Consider the following 17,159-nt stretch of genomic DNA (forward strand, 5'->3'; position numbering starts at 1 on the left):
TCGAGAGCAACGATATTGCTTTTTATTTTTCAAATCTTTTAAAAAGTATAATTAATACTTTTTTTGAAACAAAAGGTGAAATAATGATAACAGAAAAAGAGAGAGTACGTGGTAGATTAAGAAGAACCCTTACTCAAGTTGGTTTCGATATACCAGATTTAGAAAAATGTATTTTTATTGTAGCAATCTCTTATCTATCAAGCAGCGGTAGATGTAAATTATCTAAAAATGGAATTAGTCGAAATTTTTCTCAATTAATAGATTCTAAGGATATTGAGGTGTTAGAACCGGTTATTCCAGTAATCGAACTTGTAACAGATAATATTTCCTCGGACATTTATCAGCATATTGTCGATTGTGTTGATGAAATGAATGGAGAAGATATAGGATTATTTGTCCAAGAATATTTCAATGTGAACTCTAGACGTCTATACGATGAAATTGAAACGCCTAATGATATAAATGATTTATTGGTAAGATTAGCTAATATAAGAGCAAACGATACCGTTTTAGACCCTAGTTGTGGAATTGGGGGGACTTTACTTACAATCATTAAAAATAATCCTCAACAGCGTGTATATGGCCAGGATATAAACCCACTACGTGTCGCTATTGCAGAGATGTTATTAGATATTAATGGTTCAACGAATCATCAGCTTTTTGTGGGTGACACTTTATCAGATCCCCAATATGTTGAAGATGGTAAATTGATGAAATTTGATGTAGTGATTACGGAACCGCCATTTGCCATGCAATTCCCCAGAGGTCTAAATGATATAGATAAGTACGATAGATACTCTTTTGGGAAGGTTCCATATGGAAAGGCTGATTGGGGCTTTATCATGAATGCTATCAGTTCTTCTAAAAAGTCATCTGGTCGAGTAGTATTATTGCTTCCTACTGGAGTTCTGTTTAGGGGAGGATTAGAACGAGATATTCGTCATAATGTTTTGAAAGAAGACCTCTTTGAAACGGTAATTTCTTTACCTGGAGGGCTGCTCTTTAATACATCAATTCCGACTAGTGTCTTAGTATTTAATCGAGATAAGACGATTGAGCATAAAAATAAAGTTCTGTTCATAAAGGTTTCTAAGGAGGAAACGTTACAAATTCGTCGTAATTTGTGGTTAAAATCAAATGAAATTGAAAAGATTGTAACTACTAACCGTAATTTAACGGAAATAGAAAATTATTCTTTGTTAGTACCAATTGATCAAATTTCGGATGACAGTATGATGGTTGAAAGATATATTAAAAAAACGGTGTATAACTTCGACGACAAAAAGTATTTAATTAATTTAATTGATTATTATAGCGGGGATACGGTCCCATTAGAGAATATTTCTAAAATAGATCGTGGTTACAATATGATCTCTAAAAATGAAAGTTTGCAGGGGAAATATTGGATCATGAGAATTTCAGATATGAATTCGACCGGAATTAGTTATACAAAAATGTCTCGCGGTGACGTTGAGGAACGGACTAAAGTTGATAATTACGAATTACAAAACGGTGATATTGTAATGGCCGTTCGTGGTTCATTCAAATTGTTAAAAGTTGAAGATATTCGCCCAAACACATTGATTAATAGCAATTTAGTTAGATTAAGGGTCAATTCCAGTGTATATGATTCACAATTTTTGAAACTGTTTATAAATAGTCCTATCGGTAGGGCTCAATTAGAAGATATTATGGTAGGTACAACGGTTCGACAGATACCTATAAAGAGTCTGAGTCAATTTGAAGTACCTAAAGTCGATGTAGATAAACAAAAGAAATTTGTTCAAGATTATTTACATAAAAGTGATGAAATTAAGGTAAAAATGAGGCAATTACAAGATTTACAAGATAAATTTAACCAAGAATTGTATCAAAAAATGGGCTTAGGTGGCCTATATCAAGTTGATGACGGAGGAAAAGACAAATGATTTATAATTTCTATGGCTTTATTATAATTTTGAATGATTCAGACAATAAAATGATTTATCGATATGAGAATGTTAAACGTCCAGATGAAGTCAGTTATAAAAATAATGAACAGTATGTTAAGGAATATAATAATGGAGATGCTGCTGCAATGACCAAGTTGATAAAGGCTAATAGTGGATTAATTCATAGTTTGGCTGGCCGTTATTCTCATTATTTAGGTTCGAGTCTATCTGAAGAAGATTTGGTTCAGGTTGGCTATATTGGCCTGATGAAGGCCGTTAAACGATATGATCGTAATCATGATAATAAGTTTTCAACATATGCTTATTGGTGGATCAAAAAAGAAATGTTGAGTGAAAAGGACAGTGTCAATTCAATAATCAGAATTCCCAATCATAAAGCAACGGCTGCCAAATTAATTAAGTCACTTCGAAATCAAAGCATGGACCTGTATGGGAAAATAGATGTAGCTTGGATTTGTCAAAAAGCCGATATTACTAAAAAACAATACCGACGTTTGATACAAGTTGACCAAGAAAAATTGAAACCAATGAGTTTGAACCATCCAATATCCGATAATGAAAGCAGTCAATTAGCCGATATTTTACCGGATACAAAACAAAGTATGCAGGCTATTATCGAGAATGATTTTCTAAGAGAAGACCTATACAAACAATTGCATCAACGTTTAACTTCAAGAGAAGTTAAGGTTATTATTGAACGCTATGATTTTGATAATCAAGGTCAGCGAACTTTATCGGTAATTGGACAGGAAATAGGAGTTACTAAAGAACGTGTTCGTCAAATTGAAAAACAGGCTATTGATAAATTACGTGATATAGATGGATTAAAAGACTATTTCTTTAATAATTAATGTGATCCACTAGAACGGAGACAGCGCTTTTGTCGAGATATTTATCGTTGAAATTTTGTTTCTTACTAATTTTGGTTTTACCATTTAAGAATCCTTGGATTGTTATCCTTTGATTCTTTTTTATTTTGTGGTCAAGTTTAACGGAGGTAACAAAATACTGGTCACTGGTGCTCAAGGGTACCAATAGTAGATTGGTTTTACCAGAATTATCGGTATGAAAGTCTTTAATGTAAAAATTATTTAAAGTAATACTCATGAAAAGGATATTGCTATCATATTGTTGCATAGAAGTTATATCCAGTTTTTTCATAATATTTGGATATTTTGATTCAGTTCTTGATGACTTTTTTCTTTGTGCTGCTTTAATTACATTATTAGATTGGTTATTGATCAAATTATTGTATGGAATATTTGTACCACCAAAAATGGTTAAACCAGTTAACAGGGCAATCTTCTTTCTATTCATATCAATGTTTCTCCCTCAAAATTTTCAATTTCAAAATCATTATAATTCTTAAATATCATCAAAAGTAGAAAATTGACTATGTAAATTTTGATAAAATGTAGCATTTTATTTATTAGTAATTTCTTCACAAAATCGATCAAAAAGCATATTAAAAAAGTTACTTTTTTGTTAGGATACAAGTAAATATTGAGGCGAGGTAATGCTGTGAATAGAACCGTCGATCATCTAATCCATATAATGTTTGAGGAGCTATCAGTCAATCGAGTGAGAAAATTTACTATAACCGACTTGACTAAGGCGTCAAAAGTTACTAGAGGTACGATCTACTATTATTTCAATAGTATTGAAGATATTTATATGGCTACTTTTGAGAAAAAGATTTTAAATATGGCAATTAAGGAGAGCGATGATTTTAACGAATTCGTCAGTAAATTTATTCTATATATTAGTAAGAATAAAACCTTTAGTTTAAATTTTTATCGATTAGCTGAATTGAGTATTAGAAAGAAGTTCTTGATCAATATTTTTAATAGTCAGCTTTTAGAATGTAATTTCAAAATTAATCCAGAAAATATATATCTCGTTAGTGGTTTGTGCTTTATTATAATTAATTGGCTAGATAATGGATTAGAAATGAAAACAGAACTCGTTATTCAAGAAGTTAATCATTACTTAGAATTTTTTCAAATTACTTTTAAACAGATTTAAAAAAGTGTTCAATTTTTGAACACTTTCAGAAAACTGCATATATAAACTTGAAAAACATTTAGTTATGATAATAACTGTAATCAAGTTGATGATATTTAAGCACTGATTTGATTAAATCTAAGTAAAGGGGTTACGAGTAATAATTTTGTAGAAAAAGTGATGATAAGAGTCATCGCTTTTTTGTGTTTAACGCTTGGTTTGAGATTATTTAAATTTCATGTATTATATATACTTGAGGTGGAAAAATGTTTAGAAATGCAAAAGCAGAGGATGCGGATCAGATATTGCCAATCCTTTTCCAAATCTTTGATGAGATGGAACTCGATGTATTTAAAGAAGTTGGCGATGAAAAGATGGCTCAAGTTATTAAGGAAGGTTTCTTCCAACCTGGCTATCGTTATGGATTGGATAATATTCTCGTTAACGAAATCGATGGTAAAGTAGTGGCAATTATGGTCGGCTATCCTGAAAGTTTAGAGGATGGCATTGATGAACCCTTGATCAAAATTATGCACAAGTACGGCATTAAAGAAAAGAATTTGTTTGGCGATAAAGAGGCCTGGCCTGGTGAATGGTATTTAGATTCATTTGCAGTCGCTCCAGATTATCAAAATAAGGGTATTGGAACAAAAACAATGGAGCAATTCATTGAGGTTATGCGTGACCGTGGTGAGAAAATCCTTAGTTTGAATGTTGACGTAAATAATGAGCCTGCTAAACATGTATACACAAAGACTGGTTTTAAGAAAGTCGGTCAATTGTATATCGGTAGTCATCTATACGATCACATGCAATATGATTTAGCAAAGTAAGTTTGAAGGAAAAATATTTCTTACTAAAGTTTGGTTAGAGTGGAAATATGTTTAAATTCTCAAATTTTACTCTGGACTAAACAGTATTTTGAATGTTTTGTTAAAGAAAATAATACATAATCTTTCTAAACAAAAAAGTGCTCGTATCAACCATATGGCAATGTTGCCTTGGATTGATATGAGCACTTTTTTAATTACATTTACTCTTGAAATTGTTCAAGTAAGGAATTTTATTTTTCAGTAAATTGTTATCCAGATCTGCATTAGGAGTAAGAGTTGGTAGCTTAATGTATTTATTTAAAAAGATAGTTAAAAGAGTACCGATAGGACCATCGTCCATATTAGCAAAGTCTAGTTCCAGTCCGGGATGACCCTGTGCCAGAATAGTTGGTTGCACACAGAGAATTTCTTTGCCATCTTTAGTGACGTGATAATCGGATATAACTAAATTGCCAGTGACATTCCAATTGATCTTACTAAGATGGACGTACTTTAGATCTAGCATGGGTATAGCATTGATTGTTGCTTTTTCCTCACCATTGATCTCAATTGAATAAATTTTTAAAAAGTTATTTTTTAATTTTATTTCACCGATCAACGTATTCAAACGATTATACAATTTAATTAAGAAAGGATTTTTTTTATCGCGGGATGCAATAAAAATGGTTTCCTTGTTTTGATTGATCACTACTAGGATATTACCAACCGCTAAGTCCGCTTTTCGAATATAAAGATTCATCATTTATTCTGATTCTTTGCCTTTGCAATAACTTTTTCAACAATCTGGGCAACGCCATCATTGATGTTATTATCTGTTTGAATCTGTGCTAATTTGGCAATAGCGGGAATAGCATTCTTCATGGCAACACCAACACCAGCATCTCGAATCATTGACTCGTCATTGAGATTGTCACCGATAGCCATGGTTTCTTCTTGAGCGATGTTTTTATCCTTAGCAAATTGTAAAAGTGCAATACCCTTTTGGGCATCAATACTGTTGATCTCTACGTTATTTGGTGAAGATGATGTCACAACAACGTCATCAATGTTTTCTTCGATGTCTTTTCTCAAGGGTGCTAAAACTTCTGTATCCTTGCCACTAAAGGCCAACAGCTTCATAACTTTGTAGGAAGGATCACTGAGAATTTCATCGTAGCTGCTAACAAAATTCATTGGTGTTAATTTGACACGAGCTAAAGTATCTTGAAGTGCTTGTTCATAAGTTGTACTAGGATTTAATTTAACCAATAACTCCGCTAAGCTAGAAACACGTAAATCTTTGTTATCTGAGAAAATTCCCTTGTTAGTGACTACTTCGAAGTAAATTTTGTGTTCCTTTAAGTAATTGATAACTTCTGTTTTTGATTTTTCAGAAATAGGATTACTTGAAATAAGTTTTTCATTTTCATCGTATACTTCAGCACCATTTAGAGTGATGTATCCGGGATGAACTCGATTTTTCAAAAAAGGCTTAGCTTCATCAAGGCTTCGACCAGTTGCTATTATAAATTCAATGCCATTCTTTTGGGCATCTTTAATGGCTTTGATATTGCGATCTGAAACAGCCATTTTATCGTTCAATAATGTACCATCCATATCGGATGCAATTAATTTAATCATAAAGTTCCCTCCGAGTGCGTTATGCTATATGTGAATGTTACCATATTTTATGGAATTAATATCAAACAGGTAGGTGTAAATTTGAAAACGCTAATAAAAAATGATTGGCAAGGTGTTCTTCAAGGTGAATTTGACAAACCGTATTATGAACAATTGCGTGAATTTCTTGTTAATGAATATAATACCCAAACAATTTATCCAGAAATGCACCATATTTATCAGGCTTTTCAGTGGACCTCATTTGCTGACACTAAAGTCGTAATTTTGGGACAAGATCCTTATCATGAACCTAATCAAGCTATTGGTTGTAGTTTTGCAGTGGCTCCGGGTGTAAGAATACCGCCTTCACTGAGAAACATCTATAAAGAATTGCAGGATGATTTGGGCTGTACACCAGTCGAACACGGTTATCTTAAAGCTTGGGCTCAACAAGGTGTACTGCTTTTGAACTCAGTTTTAACCGTTAGACGTGGACAAGCCTTCTCACATAAGGGAAAAGGTTGGGAACAACTAACTGATTATGCGATCCATGCACTATCTGAACGTGGAAAAGTGGTCTTCATTCTTTGGGGAAATGCTGCTAAAAGTAAGATTCCTTTGATTGATCAGTCAAAGAATACAATTATATTTTCACCACATCCTAGTCCATTTGCTGCTAGATATGGCTTTTTCGGCTCCAAACCATTTTCTAAAGCAAATGCCGCACTTTTAAACTATAATGAAGAGGAAATAAATTGGCAATTACCTGAGAATGCCGATGAGACGGAGGAATAATAATGGATTTATTTGAAAGCCTTAAAAGTAAAATTGATGGAAAGAATTTGACAATTGTTTTCCCAGAAGGTGAAGAACCTAGAATTCTAGGCGCCGCATCTCGACTTTTTAAAGAAAATATTTTGAAGCCTATCTTAATTGGTGAACAAGATAAGATTGAACAAGTTGCTAACGAAAAATCATTTGATATCTCTGGAATTGAAATCGTTGATCCTAAGAAATATGCTGATTTTGATACTTTAGTTGATAAATTTGTTGAACGTCGTAAAGGTAAGAATACTAAAGAACAAGCTGAAACAATGCTTTTAGATAATAATTATTTTGGAACAATGTTAGTTTATACTGGCAAAGCTGATGGTATGGTTTCTGGTGCAATCCACTCAACTGGTGATACTGTTCGCCCAGCTCTTCAAATTGTCAAAACAGCTCCTGGTAATTCAAGAATTAGTGGTTCGTTCATCATGCAAAAGGGTGACGAACGTTACATGTTTGCTGATTGTGCAATTAATATCGATCCTAATGCTCAAGAATTGGCTGAAATTGCGGTTCAAACTGCTAAGAGTGCAAAACTCTTTGATATTGATCCTAAAGTTGCTATGCTTAGCTTCTCAACTAAAGGTAGTGCCAAGAGTGATGACGTAACTAAAGTAGCTGAAGCTACTGAAATTGCTCACAAGTTGGCACCTGATTTGGCCCTTGATGGTGAACTACAATTCGATGCTGCATTTGTACCAAGTGTTGGTGCTCAAAAGGCTCCAGGTTCACAAGTTGCTGGTCATGCTAATGTCTTCGTCTTCCCAGATCTACAATCAGGTAATATTGGTTACAAGATTGCTCAAAGATTTGGTGGTTTTGAAGCAATTGGACCTGTTTTGCAAGGACTTGCTAAGCCAATTTCTGACTTATCACGTGGTTGCAATGAAGAGGATGTTTACAAGTCTGCCATTTTGACTGCTGCCTTAGCATTATAAAATTTAGGAGAAATTATGCTTGAATATCAACTAACAACCCATTCATATGAAGAGACTGAAATATTGGGAGCAAAAATATCTGAACTGTTAAAAGCAGGGGATGTAATTGTTCTAAATGGTGATTTGGGTGTCGGTAAAACCACTTTGACACGTGGGTTGGCGCGTGGCTTAGGAATTAAAAGAAATGTTAAAAGTCCTACATTTACTCTGATACGTGAATACAAGGATGGAAGATTGCCACTTTATCACATGGATGCTTACCGTTTGGAAAGTAGTCCGGATGAGGATTTAGGATTCGATGAATATTTTAATGGTGATGGAATTACTATTGTTGAATGGCCTCAATTCATTAAAGATGAAATTCCAGCGGAGCATATTTCAATTAATATTGCCCGTTTGTCAGATACTGATCGTCAAATAGTCTTTAAGCTACATGGTGAAAAATACGCTGACCGCAAGTTTGGAGATCTTTAATGAGTGAAGAGTTAACTTTACGAGAAGCAATTCCTAGTGATGCTGCTAAATTGATAAGCTTTTTAAAAAAGGCCAGTCAACAGTCAGATTTTATTGTTTTCGAAGACTTGAAAGATTTAACCGTTAAAACTGAAGAGAAATCTTTAGATGCTATTTATCAATCTAAAGTAGATGAATTGATGGTGGCTGTTTTTGATGAAGGAATCATTGGTTATTGTCGAATTGAAGCTAAAGATAATGAGCAAGCGGAATTAGGAATCGTAATCGATAAAGATTTTTGGAATAATGGGATAGCGTCCTATCTAATTGAAGATACCCTTGATTGGCTTGAGTCATCACCGTTAAAGAAAATTTTCTTAGAAGTATATAAAAATAACCCTGTCGCAATTCATATTTATCAAAAATATGGTTTTGCAACAGAGTTAACAAAAGATAAAACGTTAATTATGTCGAAGATGGTCTAGCTAGTAAGCTTAACCATCTTTTTTATTTGTTCAGTTCCAAATTGTTGTTCAGTCTTAACAAGGATTTCAGCACAAGCAACGCTATCAGCTAGGGCATTATGATGATTACGTAAATCAATATTTAAACGTTCAGAAACAGTGTTCAATTTGTGATTAGGAAAATCAGGGAAAAACTTACGACTGGTTCTTAAAGTATCGATTGTTAAATACTTAGGTACCATAATTCCATAATTAACCAAGGTTTTCTTTAAAACACTATTATCAAAGCTAGCATTATGAGTCGCAACTAAATGGCTACTGTCGAACAAAGGCTGAATGTGTGCCCAAACTTGATCGAAAGTAGGTGCATCTTGAACATCCTCTGGTCTAATGTGATGTATTTGAATATTACGAGGACTGAAATATTGTTGAGGATTTATTAATGTATAAAAGTTATCAACAATTTGATTGTCACGGACGAGTACTAGAGCTAATGAGCAAGCACTATCACGACTTCCGTTAGCAGTCTCAAAATCCATAGAAACAAAATTCATAAGTTAAACTCCTTATATGTCTAAGTCTAATTCGATGGGACAGTGATCTGAACCATAAATATCAGTGTGAATGTCAGCGTCTTTTAACATTTTTTTACCATTGTCGGATAGAACGAAGTAATCGATTCTCCATCCAGCATTATTTTGGCGAGCATTGAAACGGTAGCTCCACCATGAATATTTAACATCATCGGGATGCAAAATTCTAAAGGTATCGATGAAACCACTATCTAATAATTCCGTAAATTTAGCTCTTTCCTCATCAGAGAAACCAGGATTTTTATGATTGGTTTTGTCATTCTTAATATCAATTTCTTCATGAGCAACATTGAGATCACCACATAGAATGACTGGTTTATCAGCTGATAATTTTTGCATATATGCTCTTAAAGCATCGTCATAACGCATGCGGTAATCCAAGCGTTTAAGCTTTTGTTGGGAATTAGGGGTGTAACTATTAATTAAATAAAAATTTTTGAATTCTAGAGTTAATGTTCGGCCCTCATCGTCAAATTCATCGATTCCTAAGCCTTGATGAACGTCTAAAGGCTCCTTCTTGGTGAAAACGGCAGTGCCAGAATACCCCTTCTTTTTAGCGTAGAAAAAGTATTGATGGTAGCCATTTAAATCGAGATCAATTTGACCTTCTTGCAATTTAGTTTCTTGGATACTGAAGATGTCGGCATCTAATTCTTCAAAAGTTTGAACAAAATCTTTTTTGACTACAGCACGTAAACCGTTTACATTCCAAGATATAAGTTTCATAAAATCACCTCGGCACAATTATAGCATTATTGTGGTGTTTGTTAGTTCGTTATGTATCTAAGTATGTGATAAAATTATATGTAAGTCTATGCAACATAAAGGATGATGAATATTGAATTTTCCAGTTGATGAATTACCTAATATTGAATTTAAAATAAATGAACCACTCGGTAAGTATACTTTCACTAAAACGGGTGGAAATGCTGATGTTTTAGCATTCCCTAAAACTCGTGAAGAGTTAGTGAAAATTGTCGATACTGCTAGGGTCAATGATGTGCATATTACTATTATTGGTAATGCCAGCAATTTGATCATAAAAGATGGTGGAATTAGGGGAATTGTTATCATCTTGCCTAATTTCCATAAAATTACAGTATCTGATACTAAAGTTACTGCTGAAGCTGGCGCAACAATTATTAATACAACAATTGCTGCACAAAAAGCTGGTTTAACTGGCATTGAATTTGCTGCCGGTATTCCAGGTAGTGTTGGTGGAGCAGTCTTTATGAATGCTGGGGCCTATGGTGGTGAAATTAAGGACGTCTTTGAATCCGCTGAAGTGCTATTACCTGATGGTCATATCACCACTATTAACCATGAACAAATGGACTTCTCATATCGTCATAGTATAGTTCAGGATAATGGTGGAATTGTAATTAGTGCAACATTTGCATTGAAACGCGGTAAAAAGGAAGTTATTCAAGAAGAAATGGATCGTTTGAACGAATTAAGAAGATCGAAACAACCGCTTGAATATCCTTCTTGTGGTAGTGTCTTCAAACGTCCAAAAGGTCATTTCACAGGTCCCTTGATTATCAAAGCTGGTTTGCAAGGTAAGATTGTTGGTGGAGCTCAAGTTTCCATGAAACATGCGGGCTTTATTGTAAATATTAAACATGCCACAGCAACTGACTATATGAATTTGATACATCTGATTCAAAAGACTGTAAAAGAAAAGTTTGATGTCGAACTTCATACCGAAGTTCGGATTATTGGTGAAGATGAAAAATAAAAAAATGGTAGGTGTTGTCTGTGGAAATAATTGAATCAATTATTTTGATTCTCTCTTTATTAATTATTGCCAATATTGTAAGTCACTATTTTGTATCGATTCCACCCAGTTTGTTACAAATTGCGGCGGGGATTTTAGCGGCTCTATTTATACATGTGAAGATCTATGTTGATACGGAATGGTTTTTACTGGCGTTTATTGCGCCAATTCTATTTAATGATGGAAATAATTTTCCCAAAAGAGAGCTCTGGAAATTAAAGGGTCCTATTTTAGGAAATGCGATTATCTTAGTTATTTTATCTACGGTTATTGGGGGAGTGTTTGTTAAATGGCTCATTCCTCAATTACCTTGGGCAACGGCATTTACATTAGTGGCGGTTTTGTCGCCAACTGATCCAATTGCGGTTGAATCCATTGCAAAAAAAGCTCATATTCCGGATAAACTGATGCATTTGATTAATGGAGAAAGTTTGATCAATGATGCATCTGGTTTGATTTGTTTTAAATACGGGGTTGCTGCAACAGTGACAGGAGTTTTTTCACTGAAAAGTGCAACAATGGATTTTTTCCATATATCAATTATCGGTGCTTTGGTTGGTGCCGTGATGATATGGATTTTCAATGGAATTAGATTGTATCTGATTAATCAAGGTGTCGATGATTCAATTTTGCATGCGATTATTCAGATTATTATTCCATTTATTATTTACTATGTGGCTGAAGATGTTTTTGATGTTTCAGGTGTTGTAGCGGTCGTTATAGCGGGTATTTTAAATATTTCTTCTGGTAGAAATATTAGTAACTTTACTCCTGAAATCAGATTGGTTACTTCACGAACCTGGGATTTAGTGGTTTATGTACTTAATGGTATTGTTTTCGTTCTTTTGGGAATCGAAATTCCTTTTGCAATGGAGGAATTGGTCCATAACGATAATATCAATACTTTTGGAGCCACGTTACTAGCCTTTATTATTTGGATAATGTTAGTTGTAATTCGTTTTCTTTGGAGTTACGTTTATTCAACATTTTCAAATAATGGCGATGGCAAGATTGTTTTGTGGTCAAAAACCAGATTTGATGACTGTTTGATGTCAGGAATTTCTGGTGTTCGTGGCGCCGTTACAATGGTTGGTGCTTTGTCAATTCCAATGACAATCAAGGGTGGAGCTGCTTTTCCATCTAGAACACTTCTATTGTTCATTGCCAGTGCAGTTATTATTTTCAGTTTGTTAGGGGCAACCTTGTTGATTCCTATTTTGACTAAGAATAGTGCGCCAGTTGCTTATCGTGGTAGCACACTTACCTCAGAAAATGAGGATGATGAGAATGATGAAGATACTGATGAAACACCAATTGAGTTAACAGAATACGAGGCTAACCGAGTTATTTTAGAGAAGACTGTCAAAAAACTACGTTCAGAGATGGATGATGGCGATACGGCAGTTTACTCATCTGTTATTGCTGAATATTTGTATGATGTTCGTAATTTAGGCATTCAATCACGTAACCAGGTTAAAACTAGTCAAATTAGTAAGCGTCGGGTTCGTGGTAAAAAAGATGCTGAATTGTGGGATATTTCTTTTAATTGTGAATTAGAAGCAGTTGATGAATTATATGATAATCACGAAATATCTGACGAGTCTTATGATTTGGCAATAAAGAAGATTGCTCGTTATAAAAGAGAGATTGTGCATCGCCGTTCTAATCAAACGGTTGAATTTTTCTACAATTACTTCCGAAGAACTTATTTACAGATTAAGCATTTGATTTATCGTTCTGTGAATTCAGATGATATTCAACAGATCAATCAGGATTCAATTAAGATTTCTATTGCTGGTGCTAAGAATGCCTTAGAGAAATTACAGGAATTGAATCAATCAGATTCTGACGGTATTGATGATGATTTAATCTATATTTTTCAACGTCATTACGAAGATCGTTTGGAATTGTTACAAGGGAAGTATCGTGGACGCTCGCCTCAATTCAATAGTGAACGTATGAATCTTGAAATAAAAGCTTTGAGTTATCGTCGAGCTTTTGTTCAAGATATGTTGGAACAAGGAAAAATTAGCAAAATCACAGCTAATGAATTGCGCAAAAACATTAATTATAGTGAAGAAGTTATTAGTATTGGTGTAGATTAAAATACAAAATATGGTGAACTTTTATAATTTTTATTGTTTGTTATAATTAGTTCGAACTACTAAGGAGCTATGAAAATGAATTTTATACCAAGCAATATTTTTACGTGGCAGAATTTGGCTAACTTGGTTGATATCTTGGTAGTCTGGTATTTTTTGTATAAAGTTCTGTCGATGTTACGGGGCACCAAAGCTGTTCAATTGTTAAAAGGAATAATAATTATTTTTGGTATAAAGCTTATTAGTTGGGCTTTGAACCTGCATACTGTTTCTTACTTAATGGATCAGCTGATCAACTGGGGGATTATTGTTATTGTGATAATCTTTCAGCCTGAAATTCGTCGTGGTTTGGAACATCTAGGTCGATTGCCATTCTTTAGTTCGACTAGTAATGAAGAAGGCAAAACAAAGAATCATTTGATTGAGAGTCTTGATCAAGCTATTCAGTATATGAGTAAACGTCGTATTGGTGCGTTGATCACTTTGGAAATGAATACTGGTTTGGAAGAATATGTCGAAACCGGAATTGATTTGGATGCTGAAGTTACTGGTGCGTTATTGATCAATATTTTCATCCCGAATACACCACTGCATGATGGAGCTGTTATTGTACGGAATAATCGGATTTCCGTAGCCGCTGCTTATTTGCCTCTGTCGGAAAGTAATACTATTCCTAAGGAATTGGGAACAAGACACCGTGCGGCCGTTGGTATCAGTGAAGTGACTGATGCAATAACGATTGTTGTCTCTGAAGAAACTGGTGGCGTTATGATTACTCGGAACGGTCATATGATGCTGGATCTGTCTCGGGATGATTATCTAAAGTATCTACAAGCTCAATTGAAGGACCCTAATGAAAGTGGAACTCATTCAATTTTGGGATTCTTGAAGTTAAGTCGAAAGAAGAAGGAGAGACAAGATGAAAAAGATAATTAACAGTAATTATTTTTATGCATTTATATCTCTCTGTTGTGCCTTATGGCTATTCTTCTTTGTAAGTACACCTGGTGTGGGTTCGACAAGAGATTCTAATCAATCGAATACGTCTACAGTAACTAAAAAGGCTACGATTACAGTACCATTGCAGTTACAAGCAGATGTTGATAAGTACTACATAACTGGATACCCTGAAAAAGTTAAAATAACAATTGAGGGTCCAGCAGCACTGGTTACAGCAACAAAGAATACACAGAATTTTAATTTGTATTTGAATCTAAGAGACCTTTCTATCGGTCAACATCGAGTTCAAATTAAAGAAACTGGGTTAAATAGTGAATTGACATATAGTATTAAACCAAAATATGTCACAGTTAATATTCAAAAACGTGTAACAAAGAAATTTGCAGTGGATGTTGATTATAATAAAGATTCACTAGCAAGTGGTTATGAGACTGGAACAATTGAAGAGTCTCCAGATACTGTCACTGTAACAGGTGCGGCCTCTGAAATTAATAAGATTGATAAAGTAGTTGTTAAACCCAATTTGCCTAAGGGAATAAAATCTACGTTTGATCAAGAAGTTTTAGTGCAAGCTCTCGATAAAAATGGTAAAACAGTAAATGTTACATTAGATCCACAAACAATTCATGTGAAGATTCCTATTTCGATTCAAAGTAAGCAAGTAAATATTAATTTGAAACAAAAAGGAAATTCATCGGATACGAGTTATACGTTTGAATCTGATGTTAAAAATATTAGAGTTTTCGGTACAAAAGATCAGATCAGCGCCATTGGTGGCTCAATCGACGTACCGGTTGATGTTTCAGACGTAAATAGTAGTAGTACAAAGAAGACTATCAATTTGAGTGATGTTTTAGGTAACAAAGTTACTTTCACTGATCCAACTACTATTAGTGTGACGATTAATCGTGCCAGTTCTAATTCTAGTGCTTTGTCTAGTACGACAGGAAATACAGCTACATCAACTAGTTCAACTAGTTCGGATTCCAAGAGTAGTACTAGTGATAACACAAGCTCATCAAGCACTAATTCCACAAATGACAATAATGATAGCGAATAAACGCTGGGGGTAAATTTTTCATGACAAAATATTTCGGAACAGACGGAGTAAGAGGTATTGCAAATAAAGAGCTAAGTCCTGAATTAGCTTTTAAATTAGGTAGATGTGGTGGTTATGTTTTAACACAACACTCAGATAACGAGAACGCACATCCACGTGTTTTAGTTGCTAGAGATACACGTATTTCTGGTCAAATGCTACAAACTAGTTTAATTTCAGGATTGCTTTCAGTTGGTATTGAAGTTTTGAATTTGGATGTTATTACAACTCCTGCCGTTGCATATCTTGTTCGTGCCGTTTCAGCTGATGCTGGTATTATGATTTCAGCTTCACATAATCCTGCTGAAGATAATGGTATTAAATTCTTCGGATCAGATGGCTACAAGTTGCCAGATGACGTTGAAGAAGAGATTGAAGAACTATTGGATGCTAAGGAAGATACTTTGCCAAGACCATCTGCTGAAGGTTTAGGTAGTGTTTCTGACTATCCAGAAGGTGCTCAAAAGTATCTACAATTCTTGAAGCAAACTCTTTCTGATGACCTTAGTGGTATGAAGATCGTGCTTGATACTGCTAATGGTTCAACAAGTCGTTTAGCAAGTACACTTTTTGCTGACTTAAATGTGGACTTTGATATCATGGCTTCACATCCAGATGGGATCAATATCAACAAAAATGTTGGTTCAACTCACCCAGAACAATTGGCTCAACGTGTTAAAGAATCAGACGCTGTAGCTGGATTAGCTTTTGATGGCGATGGAGATCGTTGTATTGCAGTTGATGGCGATGGTAACATTGTTGATGGTGATAAGATCATGTTTATCCTTGGTAAATATTTGCACGATGGTGGCCGTTTAAAGAAGGATACTATTGTAACTACTGTTATGAGTAATATTGGCTTGTACAAGGCTATTGAAGCTAATGGCATGCATTCTGTACAAACAGCTGTTGGTGATCGTCACGTTGTTGAAGAAATTCGTGAGAATAACTACAACATCGGTGGTGAACAATCAGGACACGTTGTTTTGTATGAATACATGAATACTGGTGATGGTATGCTAACGGGTACACATCTACTTCATGTTATGAAGGAAACTGGTAAGAGCCTAGCCGAATTAGCTGCTCCTGTAAAAGTTTATCCACAAAAACTTGTTAATGTTCCTGTATCTGACAAGAATTCATGGGACAAACATCAAGCAATTCTTGACGTTATTAAGACAGTTGAGGATGAGATGGATGGCGATGGTCGTGTACTAGTTCGTCCTAGTGGTACACAAGCTTTGCTTCGTGTAATGTGTGAAGCTTCAACTGAAGAAAAGGTCAATGAATACTGTGACCAAATCGTTGAAGTTGTTAAAAGTGAATTAAGCTAATATAATACAGATAAAGAAATTCGAAAAAAGAGAAATTGAGGGATTGACCCTTAGTTTCTCTTTTTTTATTGGTCTATATAATGTATACCAATATTTATAATCGGTACATACCATATATACCATTTATAAAAAATATTAAAGATTTCTTGACATAATGATAATAGATTAGTATTCTAGTCATTGTCGCAAGGTGATGAGTACAGTTCAAATGAACTATACCATT

At 34.3% G+C, this 17,159-nt stretch carries 18 protein-coding genes and 1 pseudogene; 14 read left to right on the plus strand and 5 right to left on the minus strand.

Annotation, left to right across the window (positions count from 1 at the left end):
- Window positions 1–83: 83 nt before the first annotated feature.
- Both ATN92_RS02815 and ATN92_RS02820 read left to right on the plus strand, forming a co-directional pair.
- Complete coding sequence (locus ATN92_RS02815; protein ID WP_056951636.1) at window positions 84–1,928, plus strand: N-6 DNA methylase; 1,845 nt, start codon at window positions 84–86, stop codon at window positions 1,926–1,928.
- A complete protein-coding gene (locus ATN92_RS02820) occupies window positions 1,925–2,803 on the plus strand; it encodes a sigma-70 family RNA polymerase sigma factor (RefSeq protein WP_056951638.1) in 879 nt (292 codons plus the stop codon). Before ATN92_RS02815 ends, ATN92_RS02820 begins: the two co-directional genes overlap by 4 nt.
- On the opposite strand, the gene ATN92_RS02825 is transcribed toward ATN92_RS02820, so the two are convergent.
- Window positions 2,793–3,269, minus strand: a complete 477-nt coding sequence (locus ATN92_RS02825; protein WP_056951640.1) for a hypothetical protein — start codon at window positions 3,267–3,269, stop codon at window positions 2,793–2,795. The two genes, ATN92_RS02820 and ATN92_RS02825, sit on opposite strands and share 11 nt — an antisense overlap.
- Window positions 3,270–3,506: 237 nt before the next feature.
- Between ATN92_RS02825 and ATN92_RS19460 the strand changes: the two are divergent.
- The 3 genes and pseudogenes from ATN92_RS19460 to ATN92_RS02835 all read left to right on the plus strand — a co-directional run.
- Window positions 3,507–3,614, plus strand: a pseudogene (locus tag ATN92_RS19460) (TetR family transcriptional regulator); the annotation flags it as partial.
- 12 nt (window positions 3,615–3,626) lie between these two features.
- Window positions 3,627–3,977, plus strand: coding sequence for a hypothetical protein (locus ATN92_RS02830; RefSeq protein WP_234032518.1), 351 nt, complete (start codon window positions 3,627–3,629; stop codon window positions 3,975–3,977).
- A 245-nt stretch (window positions 3,978–4,222) separates the two neighbouring features.
- Window positions 4,223–4,789, plus strand: a complete 567-nt coding sequence (locus tag ATN92_RS02835; RefSeq protein ID WP_056951644.1) for a GNAT family N-acetyltransferase — start codon at window positions 4,223–4,225, stop codon at window positions 4,787–4,789.
- A 190-nt stretch (window positions 4,790–4,979) separates the two neighbouring features.
- Here the strand turns inward: ATN92_RS02835 and ATN92_RS02840 are convergent, their stop codons facing one another.
- Together ATN92_RS02840 and ATN92_RS02845 are read right to left on the minus strand one after the other, a co-directional pair.
- Window positions 4,980–5,531, minus strand: coding sequence for a hypothetical protein (locus tag ATN92_RS02840; protein ID WP_234032519.1), 552 nt, complete (start codon window positions 5,529–5,531; stop codon window positions 4,980–4,982).
- Window positions 5,528–6,409, minus strand: a complete 882-nt coding sequence (locus ATN92_RS02845; protein ID WP_056951646.1) for a Cof-type HAD-IIB family hydrolase — start codon at window positions 6,407–6,409, stop codon at window positions 5,528–5,530. The genes ATN92_RS02840 and ATN92_RS02845 overlap by 4 nt, the downstream gene beginning before the upstream one ends.
- Window positions 6,410–6,490: 81 nt before the next feature.
- Between ATN92_RS02845 and ATN92_RS02850 the strand changes: the two genes are divergently transcribed.
- Genes ATN92_RS02850 through ATN92_RS02865 form a run of 4 tightly spaced genes read left to right on the plus strand, consistent with a single transcriptional unit; the run spans window position 6,491 to window position 9,092 of the window.
- Window positions 6,491–7,183, plus strand: coding sequence for a uracil-DNA glycosylase (locus ATN92_RS02850; protein WP_056951648.1), 693 nt, complete (start codon window positions 6,491–6,493; stop codon window positions 7,181–7,183).
- 2 nt (window positions 7,184–7,185) lie between these two features.
- On the plus strand, window positions 7,186–8,154 hold the full coding sequence (gene pta, locus ATN92_RS02855; protein WP_056951650.1) for a phosphate acetyltransferase: 969 nt from the start codon (window positions 7,186–7,188) through the stop codon (window positions 8,152–8,154).
- Between the two features lie 15 nt (window positions 8,155–8,169).
- Window positions 8,170–8,628, plus strand: a complete 459-nt coding sequence (tsaE, locus tag ATN92_RS02860; RefSeq protein WP_056951655.1) for a tRNA (adenosine(37)-N6)-threonylcarbamoyltransferase complex ATPase subunit type 1 TsaE — start codon at window positions 8,170–8,172, stop codon at window positions 8,626–8,628.
- The gene (locus ATN92_RS02865) at window positions 8,628–9,092 is read left to right on the plus strand and encodes a GNAT family N-acetyltransferase (protein ID WP_056951660.1); all 465 of its coding nucleotides are present in this window, start codon (window positions 8,628–8,630) and stop codon (window positions 9,090–9,092) included. Before tsaE ends, ATN92_RS02865 begins: the two co-directional genes overlap by 1 nt.
- Here the strand turns inward: ATN92_RS02865 and ATN92_RS02870 are convergent.
- Complete coding sequence (locus tag ATN92_RS02870; protein WP_056951665.1) at window positions 9,089–9,625, minus strand: 3'-5' exonuclease; 537 nt, start codon at window positions 9,623–9,625, stop codon at window positions 9,089–9,091. The two genes, ATN92_RS02865 and ATN92_RS02870, sit on opposite strands and share 4 nt — an antisense overlap.
- A gap of 12 nt (window positions 9,626–9,637) precedes the next feature.
- Window positions 9,638–10,390, minus strand: coding sequence for an exodeoxyribonuclease III (locus ATN92_RS02875; RefSeq protein ID WP_056951667.1), 753 nt, complete (start codon window positions 10,388–10,390; stop codon window positions 9,638–9,640).
- Between the two features lie 112 nt (window positions 10,391–10,502).
- On the opposite strand from ATN92_RS02875, the gene murB reads away from it, so the two are divergent.
- From murB to glmM, 5 genes are all read left to right on the plus strand, one after another.
- Window positions 10,503–11,402, plus strand: a complete 900-nt coding sequence (gene murB / locus ATN92_RS02880) for a UDP-N-acetylmuramate dehydrogenase (protein WP_056951669.1) — start codon at window positions 10,503–10,505, stop codon at window positions 11,400–11,402.
- A gap of 20 nt (window positions 11,403–11,422) precedes the next feature.
- Window positions 11,423–13,546: a Na+/H+ antiporter gene (locus ATN92_RS02885; RefSeq protein ID WP_056951671.1), complete on the plus strand. Its 2,124-nt coding sequence runs from the start codon at window positions 11,423–11,425 to the stop codon at window positions 13,544–13,546.
- 75 nt (window positions 13,547–13,621) lie between these two features.
- Complete coding sequence (cdaA, locus tag ATN92_RS02890; protein ID WP_056951674.1) at window positions 13,622–14,479, plus strand: diadenylate cyclase CdaA; 858 nt, start codon at window positions 13,622–13,624, stop codon at window positions 14,477–14,479.
- Window positions 14,463–15,563 (plus strand): CdaR family protein, encoded by a 1,101-nt coding sequence (locus ATN92_RS02895; RefSeq protein ID WP_056951675.1) that lies wholly within the window; start codon window positions 14,463–14,465, stop codon window positions 15,561–15,563. The genes cdaA and ATN92_RS02895 overlap by 17 nt, the downstream gene beginning before the upstream one ends.
- A gap of 20 nt (window positions 15,564–15,583) precedes the next feature.
- The gene (gene glmM / locus ATN92_RS02900) at window positions 15,584–16,936 is read left to right on the plus strand and encodes a phosphoglucosamine mutase (protein ID WP_056951677.1); all 1,353 of its coding nucleotides are present in this window, start codon (window positions 15,584–15,586) and stop codon (window positions 16,934–16,936) included.
- Window positions 16,937–17,159: the final 223 nt, after the last annotated feature.

This window comes from Companilactobacillus bobalius (genome assembly GCF_009764355.1).